We start from the raw sequence: 16888 nt of genomic DNA, 5'->3' as shown, positions 1-16888 counted from the left end.
GTCCACTGACCACCCGGTGAACGAATCATTCGTCGCACCACACCGGACCCAGTGAGGAGGACCGACATGCCGTCCGTCCGCCGCGTCCTCTCGTCGACCCCCGAGGTCGACCTCCTCGTCGTCACCGGACCTGCCGGTTCCGGCCGGATGCGCTACGCCGGGGAATGGCTGGACAAGACCACCTCCCGCTGCTGCACCATCACCCTCACCGACCTCCTCGCCGGCCGCGGCACCGACGCCCTTCGCGACGCGTCCCTGTGCTGTGACCCCGAGGATTCGACGGACCAGGGCACCTCGACCGCGGACCGGGGAGGGACGGACCGACTGCGTCGGGGATCAGAACAGGGCACCTCGCCGGCGGCCCCGGACGACGGCCCGTGCGGGCTGCTCGTCGACGCCCGGTCGCCCCTCGACCGGGACCGCATCGAGCAGGCACTGCCCGCCATCGACGCACTGCGCGAGAGTTCACCCGGGTGCCACATCGCGATCGTGCTCGGCGGGACGCTGCCGGACCCCACACCGTGGCGGCGACGGTTCGCGCACGTGTGCGGGCCGGCGGACCTCATGTACACCCGCGACGAGATCGCCGCACTCATGGCCGAGCACGGCGAGGTCTCCGACTGCGACGTCGCCGAGCTGTGGCGGACCACGGGCGGGTGGTCGTTCGCCGTCGCCCGGCTCGCCCACCTGCGCGGACGGGACATCGCCGCACGGTCCTTCGAACTCCAGCCGACCACTGACACCGCGTGGACCTCGTGGCTGTTGTCCCACCCCGACCAGGGCGCCCTGTTCGCCGCAGGGTTCCTCACGAGCCTCGATCCGGAGGTCATGACGACCTTCGCGTCTCCCACCGTGCCCGTCGCGACGATCCAGCGCCTGCGGACCGCCGGGATCGTCCGCGGTCTGGAGCCGGAGAACGCCTTCGTGCCGCGTCTGGTGCGCACCGCCCTCACCGGCTTCGTCGAGTCCGCCTCCCCGGAGGACGCCCGCGTGGGCTGGCTGCGGTCGGCCCGCGCCGCGGACTCCCACGGACACTTCACGGAGGCACTGCGAGCCCTCCACCGGCTCAACGACCGGTCCCCGGAGATCGTCTTCTCCCTCGGGTCCTGGGTCCACGCCCTGACCGAGGAGGGCAACCGGGCGCTCGGGGACCTGCAGACCTACATGCCCGGCTGGTCCGAGTCCGACGACCCCGAGGCGCTCGTGGCCGGGGCACTGGCCTCGAACGTCTCCGGCGACTCCTTCTACGTCCACCTCACCCGCTCGGAGCACAGGAGTGCCCGCCGCCTGGCCGACCGGTACACGGACACGCTCGTGCCCTACGACCGCACCGAGGAACCCACTGCCCGGCACCTCAACCAACGGCTGGCCCTCACGGCCTTCCAGAGCATGCACTGCTGGTTCGACGAGGCCCTGGCCTCCGCCGAGGAGCTCGCGGAGATCTCCCAGGCCGTCCCGGAACGGTCCCACCTGACCCTCCTGGCCGCCTGCGGGCTCGTCCGGGCTGGTCTGTCCTTCCAGCTCTCCGGCGAACCGGACCGCGCCTTCGACGCCTTCGAGGAGGCCTGGCGGCGGGCGACCTCGACCAAGAACGCTTTCGTCACCGCCGATGCCGCCGGTCGGCTGGCCCTGTGGAACGCGCTGTACGGCACGCGTGCCCGCTGCCTGCTGTGGCTCGATCGACTCGCCGCCGCCCTCGAGGGTGTCACCTGGGGCGTGCCCTACCTCACCCGCGCCGGAGATCTGGCACGGATATGGATGGCGCTCGAGGACCTCGACCCCGTGTCCGCCGAACAGGTGTCCGCCGTGCTCGACGACGCGATGGACACCGACGAGATGTGGCCGGTCCTCGCCGCCGCCCGGGTGCGCATCCTCTCCCACTCGAACCAACAGTCCCTGGCCATCCGCCTGTCCGAGCGCTACGAGCGGGAGCGGTCCACGATGTTGGAATCCGTCTTCGCCCGCACCCTGCTCGCCGGCGCCCGCGTCGAGTCGTACATCTTCGCGGGCAACAGCGCCCGGGCACAGGACGCCATCAAGGAGTACCCGCCCGGTGCGAGCGCGAGTGCGGCCTACTACTCCTCGTGGCTCGGGGCCCTCATCGGGGACCGGACCGCGGCCCGCGACTGGGCCGGCCGCGCCATCGACGACCCCACGTGCTCGGAACGTCTGTGGGCGAAGGCGGCGATCATGCGCCAGGTCGTCGAGTCCCCGGATCCGGCCCGCGCCGAGACCCTGGGGGCGGGGATCCGGGACATGGGGACCGCACTCTCCACCTATCTACCGGCCTGGTACGTCGAGGCGCTCCGTCCGGGTCTCGTGGCCGGCGCCGGACTCACGAGTGAACAGGTGGGGCGCCTCGACGCGACCGTCGGACGCCGGTTCATCCCCGACGAGGACCGGCCCGAACTCACCCAGCGCGAGGTGCAGATCGTCCGCCACATGGCCCAGAAGATGACCCGGGCGCAGATGGCCGAGGCGGACTTCGTGAGCGTCAACACCGTCAAGACGATCGTACGGCACATCTACCGGAAACTCGGGGTGCGCAGCCCGCAGGAAGCCGTGACCATGGCCGTCACCTGGGGATACGTCTGAGGTCGCACCCTCGGTAGGGTGACGGGCAGGGATCCGCTGCGACCAGGAGGAATGCCCGTGAGTGTTCACGCCCCGGAGGACTGCACGTTCTGTGCGATCGTGGCGGGCACCTCGCCCGCGGTGCGGATCTTCGAGGACGACACGGTCCTCGCGTTCCTCGACATCTTCCCGGCGACCGACGGACACCTGCTCGTGATCCCGAAGGAGCACTCGACCGACCTGCTCGACATCCCGCCCGGACACCTGAGCGCGGTGACGCTCACGGCCCAGCGGATCGCCCGGCACGTGGTCGACGACCTGGGCGCCGACGGGGTCAATCTCCTCAACTGCTGCGGGGCGGACGCCTGGCAGACACAGTTCCACTTCCACCTGCACGTGATCCCGCGCTACCGCGACGACGACAGGGACACCCTCCGACCGCCGTGGCGACCGGGTGTGCCCGGTGACCGGGAGACGCTGCGCCGTGTCGGCGGGGTCCTCGCCGCGGCCCTGGCGGACTGACCCGCGACGACAGCGTCCCGGCACCGGTCGCGAGGCCCGTCAGATCACGTGGATACCGCACTCCACCTTCGTGCTGCCGGCCCAGCGACCGGAGCGAGGGTCGTCGCCGGGTGCGACCGGCTGGGTGCAGGGCTCGCAGCCGATCGACGGATACCCGTGGTCGAGCAGCAGGTTCATGGGCACCCGGTGATCCGCCGCGTACTGGTAGAGCTCGTCCGTCGTCCACCGGACGAAGGGGTTGACCTTCACGAGCCCGTTCTTGTGGTCGAAGGTCACGAGCGGGGCGCCGATCCGGGTGACGGCCTCCTCGCGTCGGACACCGGAGATCCACACCTCGTACCCGCGCAGGGAGTCCCGCAGGGGTTCGACCTTGCGCATGGCGCAGCAGTACTCGGAGTCGTGGTCGTACAGGTTCTTCCCGTGCACCTCGTCCTGTTCGCTCACCGAGAGGTCCGGGGTCACGTCGACGACCCGGATGTCGAGGCTGCGCTGCGCCTCGTCCCGTGTGGCGATCGTCTCGACGAAGTGGTATCCGGTGTCGAGGAACAGCACGTCGACGCCCGGGATCGACTGCGACACGAAGTGCGGCAGCACCGTGTTCGCCATCGACGAGGCGACCGCCACCGCTCCCGGTTCGAAGGTCCGGACCACCCAGTCGAGGGCCGCCTGCGCGTCCGCCTCGTGGTCGGTCCCGCTGCCCAGTTCGGCCACACCGGCCAGGGCGATCTCCTTGAGGTCGGCCGCGGAGCGGCGCAGACCCGTCCGGGGTCGTTCGCTCACCGTCACTGCAGTGCCTCCTCATCGGCGCGGTGCGCCCACTGGGCGAAGGTCTCCTCGCCCTCCTTCTGCGCGGTGTACCGCCGGGTCAGACGCTCCACGTAGTCCGCGATCCCCGTCGCCGGCACCTTGAGTCCGCGGACGGTGCGGCCGAGTCCCGCCTCCGGGCGGTCGTGCGCGGCGAGACCCCCACCCAGGTGGACCTGGAAGCCGGGGACCTGGTTGCCGTCCTCGTCGGTGATGATCTGGCCCTTGAGCCCCACGTCGGCCGTCTGGATCCGGGCGCAGGAGTTGGGGCACCCGTTGATGTGCAGGCTCAGGGGCGCCGGCCGGTCCTCGCCTTCGAACCGCTTCTCCAGGTCGAGGACCACCTGCTTCGCCGTGTCCTTCGTGTCGACGATCGCGAGCTTGCAGTACTCGATCCCCGTGCAGGCGATGGTGCTGCGGCGGATGAAGCTGGGATCAGCACTCAGCCCGAGCTCGGCCAGATCGGCGATGAGCGCATCCGTGTCGGAGCCCTCGATGTCGAGGATCACGAGCTTCTGGTGCGGGGTCGTCCGCAGGCGGAACGATCCGTAGGACTCCACGAGGTCGGCGAGCTTCTCCAGCTCCGGCCCGGACACCCGGCCCACGATCGGCGTGACGCCCACGTGGAACCGTCCGTCCTTCTGCGGGTGGACACCGATGTGGTCGCCGGGGCCCGTGGGCCGCTTGGGCGCGGGACCGTCCGGCAGGGGGTAGCCCAGGTACTCGGTCTCCAGGACCTCCCGGAACTTCTCCGGGCCCCAGTCGGCCATGAGGAACTTGAGGCGGGCCTTGTTCCGCAACCGCCGGTAGCCGTAGTCCCGGAAGATCTGCACGACCCCGTGCCACACCTCGGCGGCCTTCTCCGGCGCGACCCAGGCGCCCAGGCGCTCCCCCAGCCGCGGCACGGTCGACAAGGCGCCCCCGACCCACAGGTCGTAGCCGACCCCGAGCTCGGGGTGTTCGACGGCGACGAGGGAGATGTCGTTGATCTCGTGGACGACGTCCTGGGCGGGGTGGCCGGTGATCGCCGACTTGAACTTCCGCGGCAGGTTGGCCAGTTCCGGGTCACCGATGAACCGCTCGGTGATCTCCTCGATCTGCGGGGTGGGGTCGATGAGTTCCGCCGCGGACACACCGGCCAGCGGCGAACCGAGGATGACGCGCGGCACGTCGCCGCAGGCCTCCGTCGTGCCCAGGCCCACGGATTCCAGCCGACTCCAGATCTCCGGCATGTCCTCGACCCGGATCCAGTGGAGCTGGATGTTCTGCCGGTCGGTGAGGTCGGCGGACCCCCGGGCGAACTCGGTCGAGATCCGCCCGATCACCCGCAGTTGCTCGGTCGTGAGCTGCCCGCCGTCGATCCGCACGCGCAGCATGAAGTACTCGTCCTCGAGCTCGTGCGGCTCGAGCGTGGCGGTCCGGCCGCCGTCGATCCCGGGCTTGCGCTGGGTGTAGAGACCCCACCAGCGGAAGCGACCGTGCAGGTCGTCCGGGTCGATCGAGGCGAAGCCCTCCTTCGAGTAGACCTCCTCGATCCGCTGCCGGACGTTGAGCCCGTTGTCCTCCTGTTTGAAGACCTCGTTCGGGTTGAGCGGGTCCGTCCCGTCGACCTTCCACTGTCCGTGGGGCTTCCGGGAGCGCTTGGCCGCACTCGTCCGCGCGCCCCGCGCAGGAGCGGCGATCGTCGCGGTGGTGTCGTCGGCTGCCATGTCCACCCCGTCCTTCCGTGTCCGGTCGGTGTGCCCGACGGGAGGGGATTCCGCCGGATCCGTGTGTACGGCACGTGGGTACGACCACGTGCGCCGGGCCAACCTAACATTACTTGCATGTTCAAGTGTTTATGTGACGTCCAGGGTCGTCACAGGGAGTCATGAAGGCCTCTTCCAGGTGTCATGGGACCTTGTCGACCCGGTTGTCAGGCACGCTTGTGCACATTGAAAGACCGACCTCTCGACGTCGATCCATACATTTTTCGTCGCAGATACTTGCGCATCGGGTATCACCTCCTAGACTCTTGCCGTCGGATACCGTCCGACCAGACACGAGGAGGTGTCATGAGCAACGACGCTCAGCAACCCCAGAACCCTCCGGCCGACGGCGCACACACCGCCACCGGAGGCACCGACGGGACCCCGACCGGTCCCGCGAGCACATCCAGGGTCGACTTCGTCGCGAGGGAGGACTCCCCGCAGTTCCGGCAGCTCAAGAGGACCCACCGGTCCTTCGTCCTGCCGCTGGCCGCGGCGTTCTTCCTCTGGTACATCGGCTATGTGCTCCTGGGCGCCTATGCCCATGACTTCATGTCCCGCCCGGTGGTCGGGTCGATCAACGTCGGAGTGGTCCTCGGCCTCGCCCAGTTCGTCACGACCTTCGTCATCACCATGGCCTACGTGTCCTTCGCCAACCGCAAGCTCGACCCGCAGGCCGAGGCCATCCGTGCCGAACTCGAGGCCGAGGAAGCCGCACTCGCCGAGCAGACCGGAGGGAACGCATGACCCCGACCGCCATCGCACCCCAGGTCCTCGCGAGCGTCGAGCCCGTCGAGGTCGAGAACAACCCCGTCCTCAACATCGCGATCTTCGCGGCCTTCGTCGCCGTCACGATGTTCATCGTCTTCCGCGCCAGCCGGAACAACGCCTCGGCGGCGGACTACTACGCCGGTGGTCGCTCCTTCAGCGGCACCCAGAACGGGTTCGCCATCAGTGGTGACTACCTGTCCGCGGCCTCGTTCCTCGGCATCGTCGGTGCGATCGCCGTCAACGGCTACGACGGGTTCCTCTACTCGATCGGCTTCCTCGTCGCCTGGCTCGTCGCGCTGCTGCTCGTCGCCGAGCTCATGCGCAACACCGGCAAGTTCACCATGGCCGACGTGCTGTCCTTCCGCCTCCGGCAGCGTCCGGTCCGGATGGCCGCGGCGATCTCCACGCTCGCCGTCTGCTTCTTCTACCTGCTCGCCCAGATGGCCGGAGCCGGTGGCCTCGTGTCGCTGCTGCTGGGCATCGACGGTCGCGTGGGTCAGTCGGTCGTCGTCGCCGTCGTCGGCGCTCTCATGATCCTCTACGTCCTCGTCGGCGGCATGAAGGGCACCACCTGGGTCCAGATCATCAAGGCGGGCCTGCTCATCAGCGGTGCTCTCCTCATGACCCTCTGGGTCCTCGCCCTCAACGGATTCAACCTCTCGACGATCATGGAGAACGCGGTCGCCGTCTCACAGTCCACCCCGCCGGAGGCCATCCTCGGACCGGGCCTCAAGTACGGTGAGCTCCCGCTCGACTTCGTGTCGCTCGCACTCGCACTCGTCCTCGGTACCGCCGGCCTGCCCCACGTGCTCATGCGCTTCTACACCGTGCCGACGGCCAAGGAGGCCCGGAAGTCCGTCGTGTGGGCGATCTGGCTCATCGGCTTCTTCTACCTGTTCACGCTCGTCCTCGGCTACGGCGCGGCCTACCTGGTCGGACCCGACAACATCCTCGCCGCCCCCGGTGGCGTGAACTCCGCGGCGCCGCTGCTGGCCAACGCACTGGGCGGCCCGGTCCTCCTGGGCATCGTGAGTGCCATCGCCTTCGCCACGATCCTCGCGGTCGTCGCGGGTCTGGCCATCACCGCCTCGGCGTCCTTCGCCCACGACATCTACAACTCCTTCATCAAGAAGGGTCAGGCGGACCCGCAGGAGGAGGTCAAGGTCGCCAAGCGCACCGTCGTCGTCATCGGCGCCGTCGCGATCATCGGCGGCATCGGCGTGCAGGGACAGAACATCGCGTTCCTCGTGGCACTCGCCTTCGCCGTCGCCGCGAGCGCCAACCTGCCGACGATCCTCTACTCGCTGTTCTGGCGTGGCTTCACCACGCGGGGCGCCGTGTGGAGCATGTACGGCGGTCTGGGTTCGTGCATCCTGCTCATCATCTTCTCCCCGGTCTTCTCCGGGTCGGAGACGGCGATGCTCGGCGCGAACGTCGACTTCGTGCTGTTCCCGCTGTCCAACCCGGGCATCGTCTCGATCCCGATCGGCTTCCTGCTCGGCTGGATCGGTTCGATCACCGAGTCCCGCAAGGAGAACCCGGAACTCGCCGCGGAGATGGAGGTCCGCTCCCTCACCGGCCACGGTGCGGAGGGCGCGGTCGACCACTGACCGATCCCCCGCTACGGGCACACCCCGCTCCCGAGGCGCCCTGGCCTCCCGGCTTCGAGCTGGGAGCCCAGGGCGCCTCGGTGTGCGGTCCGGGACGGGACGATCCGCCTGCGTCGGGGATCGGACCTGGCGCCTCGGTGGGTCGGGAGAGGGCGTGTCAGCCGAGCGCGTCCGGCCCGCCGGCCAGGAGCTTGTCGAAGGTCTCCTCGTCGAGGACCGTGACACCCAGCGACTCCGCTTTGTCGAGCTTGGACCCGGCCTTCTCGCCCGCCACCAGGTAGTCCGTCTTCTTCGAGACCGACCCGGAGACCTTGCCGCCGGCGGCGGTGATCGTCTCCTTGATGCCGTCCCGCGTGTAGCCGGACAGCGAACCGGTCGCGACGATCGTGAGACCGGCGAGGGTCTGCGGGGTGTCGTCGGGCTCCGGTTCCTCGTCGGCCATCCGGACCCCGGCGGCCGCCCACTTCGTCACGATCTCCTGGTGCCAGTCGACGGCGAACCAGTCCGCCAGCGACTCCGCGATCGTCGACCCGATCCCGTCGACCTCGGCCAGTTCCTCCGTGCTCGCGGCCCGGATGGCCTCCATGGTCCGGAAGTGCGCGGCGAGCGTCTTGGCCGCCGTCGGGCCGACGTGCCGGATCGAGAGGGCCACGAGCACCCGCCACAGCGGCTGCGATTTCGCCTTCTCGATCTCGTCGAGCATCGTGAGCGTGTTCTTCCGAGGCTTGCTCGGGGTCTTGGCGGTCGCCTTCGTGTAGAAGTAGTGGATGCGCTCCGTCCTCCCCGTGAGCTCGCCCTTCTTGCGCTCCGGCCGCTCGATGACGACGTCCGCCAGGTCCTCGACACGCAGGTCGAAGAGGTCCGCCTCGGTCGTGAGCGGTGGGACCTCCGGCTCCAGCGGCTGGGTGAGGGCGGTCGCCGCCTCCTCGCCGAGTGCCTCGATGTCGAACCCACCGCGCCCGGCCAGGTAGAACACGCGGTTCTTCAACTGTGCCGGGCAGGAGCGGGCGTTCGGACACCGCAGGTCCTTGTCGCCCTCCTTCTGCTCGTACAGCTCGGCCCCACAGGACGGACATTCGGTGGGCATGACGAAGGCGACCTCGTCACCGGTCCGTTTGTCCACGACGGGCCCCAGGACCTCCGGAATCACGTCCCCGGCCTTGCGCAGCACGACGGTATCGCCGATGAGCACACCCTTGCGCTTCACCTCGTGGGCGTTGTGCAGGGTGGCACGCTCGACGGTGGAGCCGGCGACGAGCACCGGTTCCATGACGGCGAAGGGGGTGACACGGCCGGTCCGACCCACCTGCACCTGGACGTCGAGCAGCCGGGTCGTGACCTCCTCCGGTGGGTACTTGAAGGCGATCGCCCAGCGGGGTGCACGGGAGGTGTACCCCAGGGACTCCTGGGTGGCGATGTCGTCGACCTTCACGACGATCCCGTCGATCTCGTGGAGCACCGAGTGCCGGTTGCGCCCGTACTCCTCGATGAACGCGTGGACGTCCTTCACGGAGTCGAGCACCCGGTAGTACGGGCTCGTGGGCATGCCCCACTCCCCCAGGAGCGCGTAGACCTCCGACTGGGCCGCCGGTTCCGGGTGCCCGGCGTCGGCCGGGGTCCACGCGGCGATCCCGTGGACGAGCATGTGGAGCGGCCGCGAGGCGGTGACGGCCGCGTCCTTCTGCCGCAGGGACCCGGCCGCCGCGTTGCGGGGGTTGGCGAAGGGCGGCTTGCCCGCCTCGACGAGTCCGGCGTTGAGGTCCGCGAAGGCCTCGACGGGGAAGAAGACCTCCCCGCGGATCTCCACCCGCGCCGGTGGGGTGTCGGTGTCCAGACGGTGCGGGATGTCCTGCAGCGTCCGGACGTTGGCCGTGATGTCCTCACCGGTCACGCCGTCGCCGCGGGTGGCGGCACGCACCAGTTCCCCGTTCTCGTAGAGGAGGTTGACGGCCAGACCGTCGATCTTGAGCTCGCACAGGTAGGAGGTCCGGTTCTCCCGTTCCGCGGCCTCGGTGGCCTCCGTGGTCCCGGAGCCCTCCGTGGTCTCCGCAGCCGAGGTGCCCTCCCCGTCCGCGGCGAGCGCGGCGGCCTCCGCGCGGGCCTCCTCCTTGGCTTCCTCCTCCGACTTGCCGGCCATCCGCTTGCCGACCCGCAGGAACCATTCGTCCAGTTCCCCGTGCGAGAACACGTTGTCGAGCGAGTACATGCGTGCCACGTGGTCGACGGGGTCGAAGGTCCGGGAGTCGACGGTGCCGCCGACCGTCCGGGTCGGGGAGTCCGCGCTCGCGTACTCGGGGTGGGCGTCCTCCAGCGCACCGAGTTCGCGCAGCAGGGTGTCGTACTCGGCGTCGGAGACCGTCGGGGCGTCACGGTCGTGATAGGCCGCGCGGTGTTCCTCGATCTCCCGGCGCAGATGCGCGATCCGCTCCTGGACCCGCGCCGGGTCCTGTCCCGCGTCGACCTGCGGGGCCTCGCTCGTGTCCGTCATGCGTCCTCCCACTCCTCACGGTTCCCACACCTGCGTCGATGCGCGAACCTGCCTCAGTTCTCCCACGCGGCCTCGGTCCGACCGGGGACCTCAGCCCTCCCACGCCGCGAGCGCCGCGGCCACCCGGGACGCGAGTTCCGCCTGGCCCCGGGCCGCGGCGGTCGTGGCCGCAACCGGCAGGACCGGCGGGACACGGTGCGGTGCCTCCCACCCGGTGAGCACGCCGAGATCGCGCAGTCCCGTCGTACCCATTCCTATCCTGCCCCACGGCACGGACACACTTCTCGTCCAGTGGGACACCTCACCCGGTCGGTCCCCGGCCCCGGCGGGCAGACCGACCCAGACGCCCCTGCCCTCCTCGACGAGGACGGCGAGTTGTTCCCACCCGTGATCGTCCAGGGTATGCAGCGGCACCACGAGACCGGGACGGTCGGTCCCGGAGGCGACGGAAGCCTCGGCGGGGGTCTCGTCCAGGGCACTGCGCGCGGTGCCCATCTCAGCGGTGTCGGGCGGGGCGGGGAGCACCTCGGCGGCGAACCGCCCGTGGGGGATCCGCTTGCCCGCGATCTCGAAGAACCCGGCACGCGGCAGGGACAGGAGGGGGTCGGCACCACACCGGGCGAGGAAGGACCGCAGCCCCGCGGCCACCTGGAGGTCGGGGACGGCCGGCAGGGTCCGCAGACCGGAGGCGGTGGGCACCGTGCCGGTGAGGATCGCGTCGAGGTGGTCCTCCCGCAGGCGCAGGCGCAGCACCTCGTCGCCGCGTCCGGAGGTCCCGCGGCCGAACAGACGACCGAACTCCGCGCGCAGACCCAGGACCCCGGCGGCATAGGCCTGGACGACGTCCCGGCGCGCCCCGGGATCGGACAGGGCCGGATTGCCGCCGGGCAGGTCGAGGGCGTGGAGGAGTTCCCAGGGGCCGGGCAGGGTGAGCAGGAACCGACCGGCGAAGCCCTCGCCGTATTCCCCGAGGGCGTCGAGCGTGCGCCGGAACCGGGAGGTCTCGACGCGCAGGTCCGCCGCGGAGCGCGGCGAACTCCCGCGGGCCAGCCGCCAGCCGCGGGTCGTCCGGTCGACCGGCATCCCGTCGAGGAACTGCACCGCGAGCCCGGTCAGATCCGCGGCCCAACGGGTGTCGCCCTCGGCCGGGGTCGACATGAGCGGGACGGGCACGTGGGCGTCGGCGAGCACGTCGAAACCGTCACTGGCCGCGAGCCGGGGTTCGTCACCCGGCCACACGCCGGTGGTCGCGGCCCGGGACGGCACGGGGAGGTGGGTAGTCATCGTTCCCTTCTGAGGTCGTGGATCGGGAGTACGGTCAGCGGCGTTCTCCGCGGTCGGATCCGCCACTGACCGTACTCCCGATCATCGGTGGGATCAGCGGCCGCGGCCGCGCATCCGCACGGGTGGGACGCCCGGGGTGGCGAAGCCGAGGACGCGGCCGTAGAAGCCCAGTTCCGCCTCCAGGGCCCGGGCGACGTTGTCGGGGCGGACGAATCCGTGCGACTCGTCGGGGAAGAACAGGGAGGTGTACGGCAGTCCGTGGTCCTCCAGGGCGGCGATGAGGCGCCGGGCCTGCGCGGGCGGGACGATCGGGTCGAGCCCACCCTGGAACACCGCGACCGGCACGCGCAGGTCGTCGAGGTGGTTCACGGGCGCGCGTTCGGACAGTACCGCGGCGGTCCCCGGGTCGTCGCGGGGGCCGACGAGCGAGTCGATGTAGTGGCTCTCGAAGTCGTGGGTCTCGGTGACGAACCGGGCGAGCTCGGCGACCCCGAAGTACGAGGTGCCACAGGCCGGGACGTCACTCGTGGTGAGCGCCCGCAGGACGGTCCACCCACCGGCGGAACCACCGGAGACGGACAGCCGGGCCCGGTCGGCCGAGCCCTCCGCCGCCAGTCCTTCGAGGACCGCGAGGGTGTCCTCCACGTCGACGATCCCCCATTGTCCGCGCAGACGGTTGCGGTAGGCACGGCCGTAGCCGGTCGACCCGCCGTAGTTGACGTCGACGACCCCGATCCCGCGTGAGGTGAAGTAGGCGTGGTGGAGCGAGACCTGCGGGACCGCCTGCCCCGTCGGGCCGCCGTGGACGAAGGCGACGTACGGGGGCGCCTCGCCGTCGGCGGCGGTGAACCCGGGGTTGTGCGGAGGGTAGACGAGGGCGTGGACGGGGCCCTCCGGCCCCTCGAACTCGCGGACCTCGCAGCGGGGGAAGTACTCGGCCTCGGGCAGCTGCGCGATCGACAGGTGCACGGGTTCCGTCACCCCGGTCGCGAGGTCGACGGTGTAGAGGCCGGAGACCCGCTCCCCCGACCCGCCGATGAGCAGGGCCGTCCCCGCCCCGGCCGCGAACCACCCGGGTCCCGGCCCGTCGGAGACGTCCTCGAGGGAGAAGGTGGTCAGCGGGGTGGGGACGTCGACGGTCTGTCCCTCCGCGTGGTCGTGCGTGGTGCTCGGCAGGGTCCACACGAGGCTGCTCGTCCCCCGCCGGGACTCCAGGACGAACCGCGTGCCGTGGCGGACCGGGGAGTACCAGCGGGCGCCGACGGTCCACAGGGGGCCGCCGGTCTCGTGGCCGTCCCGGCGGAACAGGAGTTCCTCCTCGGCCCACACCCCGGCCTCGCCGCGGGCCCGGGCCAGGAAGTCCGGGACGTGCAGGCGGTAGAGGTCCCAGGTGCCCGACCGGTCGGCGAGCACCGTGAGGCGGGAGTTGCTCACCCATTCGGGCTGGAGCACCGATTCCTCGGGCATCCCGAACACCTGGAGGGGCGAGCCGACGGGCGCAAGGGGGTCGGGGTCCGCCGCCGAGGCGCCCTGCGCCCCGGTCTCCGCGGGCGCGGTCCCGGCGGGGTCGGGTGCCGTGGTGAGCCGCTGGACGTAGAGCCCGGTCGTGTCCCAGGGCATGTCCGGGTGGTCCCACCCGATGAAGGCGAGCATCGACCGGTCCGGGGACAGGCGCGGCCACGCGAGGAAGTGGGGACCGTGGGTGAGCACGGTCGTGCGGTGCGGCGTGTGGGGTCCGCGCGGGACCCGGGTGTGACCGTCCGTGCTCATCGGCGCATCGGGGTCGGCGGGGAACGGGGAGTCCGCGGGGGTCGGTGAAGGGTCCGGGGTCGGTGAAGGAGCGGGCGCCGCGGGAGCGGGCGCCTCGGGAGCGGGCGGGTGAGGGAGGCCTGCGGAGACCTGCGGGTGGAGTGTCACGTGGATGATCGCGCGCTCGGTGCGGCCGGTCGGCAGGTCCGTCTCCTGAACGGCGAGGATCCCGTCCCCGGCCGCCACGAGATCGCCGTGATGGACGCGGCCGTCGGTTGCCGGGGTGATCGGGACCGGGACGCGGGGTGTGGTGGGTGCCTGCGGGCCGGTGAGGAGGGGGACGCGCACGTGGTGGAGGCGCTGGTCGGCGCCCTCGACGAAAAACAAGTGGGCGAGGTCGCCCTCGACGAGGACGGTCCACGCTCCCCCGCCGTACTCGTGCACGCGCGACCGGATGTTGTAGCCGGCGGGGAGGACGGGTACCGGAGCGAGGAAGAAGCCGTTGACCGCGGAGGGTTCGGGCCGGGCGGACGCTCCGGTGAGGAGTGCCGGCGGTGCGGTCCGGAAGAGGACACTGCGGCCGTTCTGGGCGTTCGACCGGGCGAGGAACCAGATCTCGTCGCCGACGAACCGGGCGTCGTGGACGGGCTCGGTGCCCGCGGCGACACGGGCGGCGCTCAGCGGCGAGGCCCAGGAGCCGTAGGGTGCGGTCGACATGCCCTCCAGCCTACTGGTGAGCGGCACCTCGGGTCCTTCGCCTCAGCGGGTGCGGTCGATCGTCGCCTGGCCGAGCACGCGGGTGCCGCGGTAGACGACCATCGTCTGGCCCGGGGCCACGCCGGACAGGGGTTCGTCGACCGCCACATGCATGAGCTGACCGGCGGGGCGGGCGGTCGGCACCGCGTACTCGGAGGCCGGCGGTTCGCTCACGTAGTCGCCCAGCCAGGCACGGGCCGGCACCGGCTCGGAGTGCGCACGGATCTGGATCTCGCAGGTGATCGCGCCGGCCTCACCGGTCCCGATGTCCTCCGGCTGCGTCCCGCACCACGTGGTGCGGATGCCCTCGAGGCGGTCGACGGACAGGTCCGCGCGGGATCCGACGGTCACCTCGTTCGAGCGCGCGTCGACGTCGACGACGTAGCGCGGCTTCCCGTCGGCGGCCGGCCGTTCGATGCCCAGTCCTTTGCGCTGACCGATCGTGTAGGTCATCGCGCCGTCGTGTTCGCCCAGGACCTCGCCCTCCGTGTCCTTGATGAGACCGGGGCGCAGCGGGATCTTGTCCGCCAGCCACGACTTCGTGTCGCCGTCGGGGATGAAGCAGATGTCGTAGGAGTCCGGCTTGTTCGCCACCGGGAAGCCGCGGCGTTCGGCCTCCGCGCGGACCTCGGCCTTCGATGCCGAGGCGCCGATCGGGAAGTAGCAGTGCTCCAGCTGTTCCCCCGTGAGGACGCCGAGCACGTAGGACTGGTCCTTGTTCATGTCGACGCCGCGGTGGAGCTCCGGGCGGCCCTCGGCGTCGCGGATCACCTCGGCGTAATGACCGGTCGCGATCGCGTCGAACCCGAGGGCGAGCGCCCGGTCGAGGAGCGCGGCGAACTTGATCCGCTCGTTGCACCGCATGCAGGGGTTGGGCGTGCGGCCCTGGGAGTACTCGGCGATGAAGTCGTCGACGATGTCCTCCTTGAACCGCTCGGAGAAGTCCCACACGTAGAACGGGATGTCGAGCATGCCCGCCACCCGGTGCGCGTCGCGGGAGTCCTCGATCGTGCAGCACCCGCGCGAGCCGGTGCGCAGGGTGCCGGGCATCCGCGAGAGCGCCAGGTGCACGCCGACCACTTCGTGGCCGGCGTCGACGGCACGGGCCGCGGCGACGGCGGAGTCCACTCCGCCGGACATCGCTGCGAGGATCTTCACAGGGGGCTCCCTTCCGCGGGTGCGGGGTCAGAGGAATCGTGCGGGGTGGTGGTGCTCTCCCCCATCCAGGCGGGTGTCGCGGACACCATGCCGGCTTTCCGCGCGCGGGTGACCGCCTCGGCGACGGCCGTGATCAGCCCGTCGATCTCCGCCTCGGTCGTGTCGGGGCCGAGGGTGAACCGCTGGGTCGAACGCGCGGTGTCCTCGTCCCGACCACAGGCCATGAGCACATGGCTGGGACGGGACACCCCGGCCTGGCAGGCCGAGCCCGTCGAGGTGGCGAAGCCGGCGACGTCGAGGAGGAACAGCATGCTGTCGCCCTCCGCGCCGGGGAAGGTGAAGTGCACGTTGGCGGGGAGGCGGGAGGGCGCCTCGGCTGCTGGGGTGGGTGGTGGGATACGGCCAGCAGCTGGTGTCGGCGCGTCGAGGGTCGGCGCGTCGACGGTCGCCGGGCGGGGGCCGGAGAGGCGGGCGTCTGGCACTGCGGTCTCGATACCGCGGATGAGGCGATCGCGCAGTGTGCACAGACGCGCGGCGTGGGCGGCGAGGTCGGTGGTGACGAGCTCGGCCGCGGTGGCGAAGGCGACGGCGCCGGCGACGTCGAGCGTCCCGGAGCGCACGCCGCGTTCCTGTCCGCCGCCGTGGAGGACCGGTACCGGGGCGAGGTCGCGGCGCAGCAGCAGGGCACCGACGCCCACGGGTCCGCCGATCTTGTGGGCGGAGACGGTCATCGCGTCGACGCCCGTGGCCGCGAAGTCGAGCGGCACCTGGCCGAGGGCCTGGACGGCGTCGGTGTGGACCGGGACCCCATGGGCATGGGCGAGTTCGACGACCCGGTCGAGCGGCTGGAGGGTGCCGATCTCGTTGTTCGCGTACATGACGGAGACGAGGGCGGTGCGTTCCGGGGCCGCAGAAAGATGTGCGGCGAAGGCGTCGAGGTCGAGGCGACCCTCGGTGTCGACGGGGAGCCACACGACCTCGGCACCCTGAGTCTCCAGCCATTCGGCGGTCTCCATGACGGCGTGGTGTTCGACCGTGGAGACGAGGATCCGGGGGCGGGGCAGGTCCGTGGGTGCGGAGGTGTGCGTGGACGGTGCCGACGCGGCGGCCCGGGCCTGGGCCGGTGCCTGCGCGGGGACGCCGTTGCGGGCCCAGAAGATGCCCTTGAGGGCGAGATTGTCGGACTCCGTGCCGCCGGAGGTGAAGAGGACCTCGGCCGGGGAAGAGGCACCGAGGACGCGGGCCAGGTCCTCCCGGGCGGTCTCGAACCGCATGCGGGCGGACTGGCCCTCCGCGTGGAGCGAGGACGGGTTGCCCACACGGGTGAGTTCCGCGGTGTACGCCGTCAGGACCTCCGGTCTCAGGGGCGAGGTCGCGGCGTGGTCGAAGTAAGCACGCACTGGAACGATTCTACGCCCGTGGTC

Annotated in this window: 11 protein-coding genes; 4 read left to right on the top strand and 7 right to left on the bottom strand. The window is 70.9% G+C overall.

The annotated features are described in order from the left end of the window. Nucleotides 1-66: 66 nt before the first annotated feature. Nucleotides 67-2595: a helix-turn-helix transcriptional regulator gene (locus AAD496_RS04545; protein ID WP_349827454.1), complete on the top strand. Its 2529-nt coding sequence runs from the start codon at nt 67-69 to the stop codon at nt 2593-2595. A gap of 57 nt (nt 2596-2652) precedes the next feature. Continuing rightward, nucleotides 2653-3096 (top strand): HIT family protein, encoded by a 444-nt coding sequence (locus AAD496_RS04540; RefSeq protein WP_349827453.1) that lies wholly within the window; start codon nt 2653-2655, stop codon nt 3094-3096. Between the two features lie 39 nt (nt 3097-3135). Here AAD496_RS04540 and AAD496_RS04535 read toward each other — a convergent pair whose 3' ends face one another. Together AAD496_RS04535 and AAD496_RS04530 are read right to left on the bottom strand one after the other, a co-directional pair. Further along, entirely contained in the window at nt 3136-3876 is a 741-nt protein-coding gene (locus AAD496_RS04535; protein WP_433913719.1) for a phosphoadenylyl-sulfate reductase, read from the bottom strand. 2 nt (nt 3877-3878) lie between these two features. Continuing rightward, nucleotides 3879-5609, bottom strand: a complete 1731-nt coding sequence (locus AAD496_RS04530; protein WP_349827451.1) for a nitrite/sulfite reductase — start codon at nt 5607-5609, stop codon at nt 3879-3881. A 345-nt stretch (nt 5610-5954) separates the two neighbouring features. Between AAD496_RS04530 and AAD496_RS04525 the strand changes: the two genes are divergently transcribed. Together AAD496_RS04525 and AAD496_RS04520 are read left to right on the top strand one after the other, a co-directional pair. Continuing rightward, entirely contained in the window at nt 5955-6395 is a 441-nt protein-coding gene (locus tag AAD496_RS04525) for a DUF485 domain-containing protein (RefSeq protein WP_349827450.1), read from the top strand. Beyond that, nucleotides 6392-8029 carry a solute symporter family protein gene (locus AAD496_RS04520; RefSeq protein WP_349827449.1) on the top strand — a complete coding sequence of 546 codons (1638 nt, stop codon included), beginning with the start codon at nt 6392-6394 and terminating at the stop codon, nt 8027-8029. Before AAD496_RS04525 ends, AAD496_RS04520 begins: the two co-directional genes overlap by 4 nt. A gap of 157 nt (nt 8030-8186) precedes the next feature. Here the strand turns inward: AAD496_RS04520 and ligA are convergent, their stop codons facing one another. From ligA to AAD496_RS04495, 5 genes are all read right to left on the bottom strand, one after another. After that, a complete protein-coding gene (gene ligA / locus AAD496_RS04515; protein ID WP_349827448.1) occupies nt 8187-10517 on the bottom strand; it encodes an NAD-dependent DNA ligase LigA in 2331 nt (776 codons plus the stop codon). Between the two features lie 90 nt (nt 10518-10607). Beyond that, nucleotides 10608-11801, bottom strand: coding sequence for a uroporphyrinogen decarboxylase/cobalamine-independent methonine synthase family protein (locus AAD496_RS04510; RefSeq protein WP_349827447.1), 1194 nt, complete (start codon nt 11799-11801; stop codon nt 10608-10610). A 93-nt stretch (nt 11802-11894) separates the two neighbouring features. Next, nucleotides 11895-14267, bottom strand: coding sequence for an alpha/beta hydrolase family protein (locus AAD496_RS04505; RefSeq protein ID WP_349827446.1), 2373 nt, complete (start codon nt 14265-14267; stop codon nt 11895-11897). Nucleotides 14268-14309: 42 nt separating this feature from the next. Beyond that, nucleotides 14310-15464, bottom strand: a complete 1155-nt coding sequence (gene mnmA / locus AAD496_RS04500) for a tRNA 2-thiouridine(34) synthase MnmA (protein ID WP_349827445.1) — start codon at nt 15462-15464, stop codon at nt 14310-14312. Next, a complete protein-coding gene (locus AAD496_RS04495; protein WP_349827444.1) occupies nt 15461-16864 on the bottom strand; it encodes a cysteine desulfurase family protein in 1404 nt (467 codons plus the stop codon). The genes mnmA and AAD496_RS04495 overlap by 4 nt, the downstream gene beginning before the upstream one ends. Nucleotides 16865-16888: the final 24 nt, after the last annotated feature.

The sequence above is a fragment of the Brevibacterium litoralis genome (assembly GCF_040212315.1).
Taxonomy (GTDB): domain Bacteria; phylum Actinomycetota; class Actinomycetes; order Actinomycetales; family Brevibacteriaceae; genus Brevibacterium; species Brevibacterium litoralis.
This window is presented reverse-complemented; position numbering and strand designations above follow the sequence as displayed.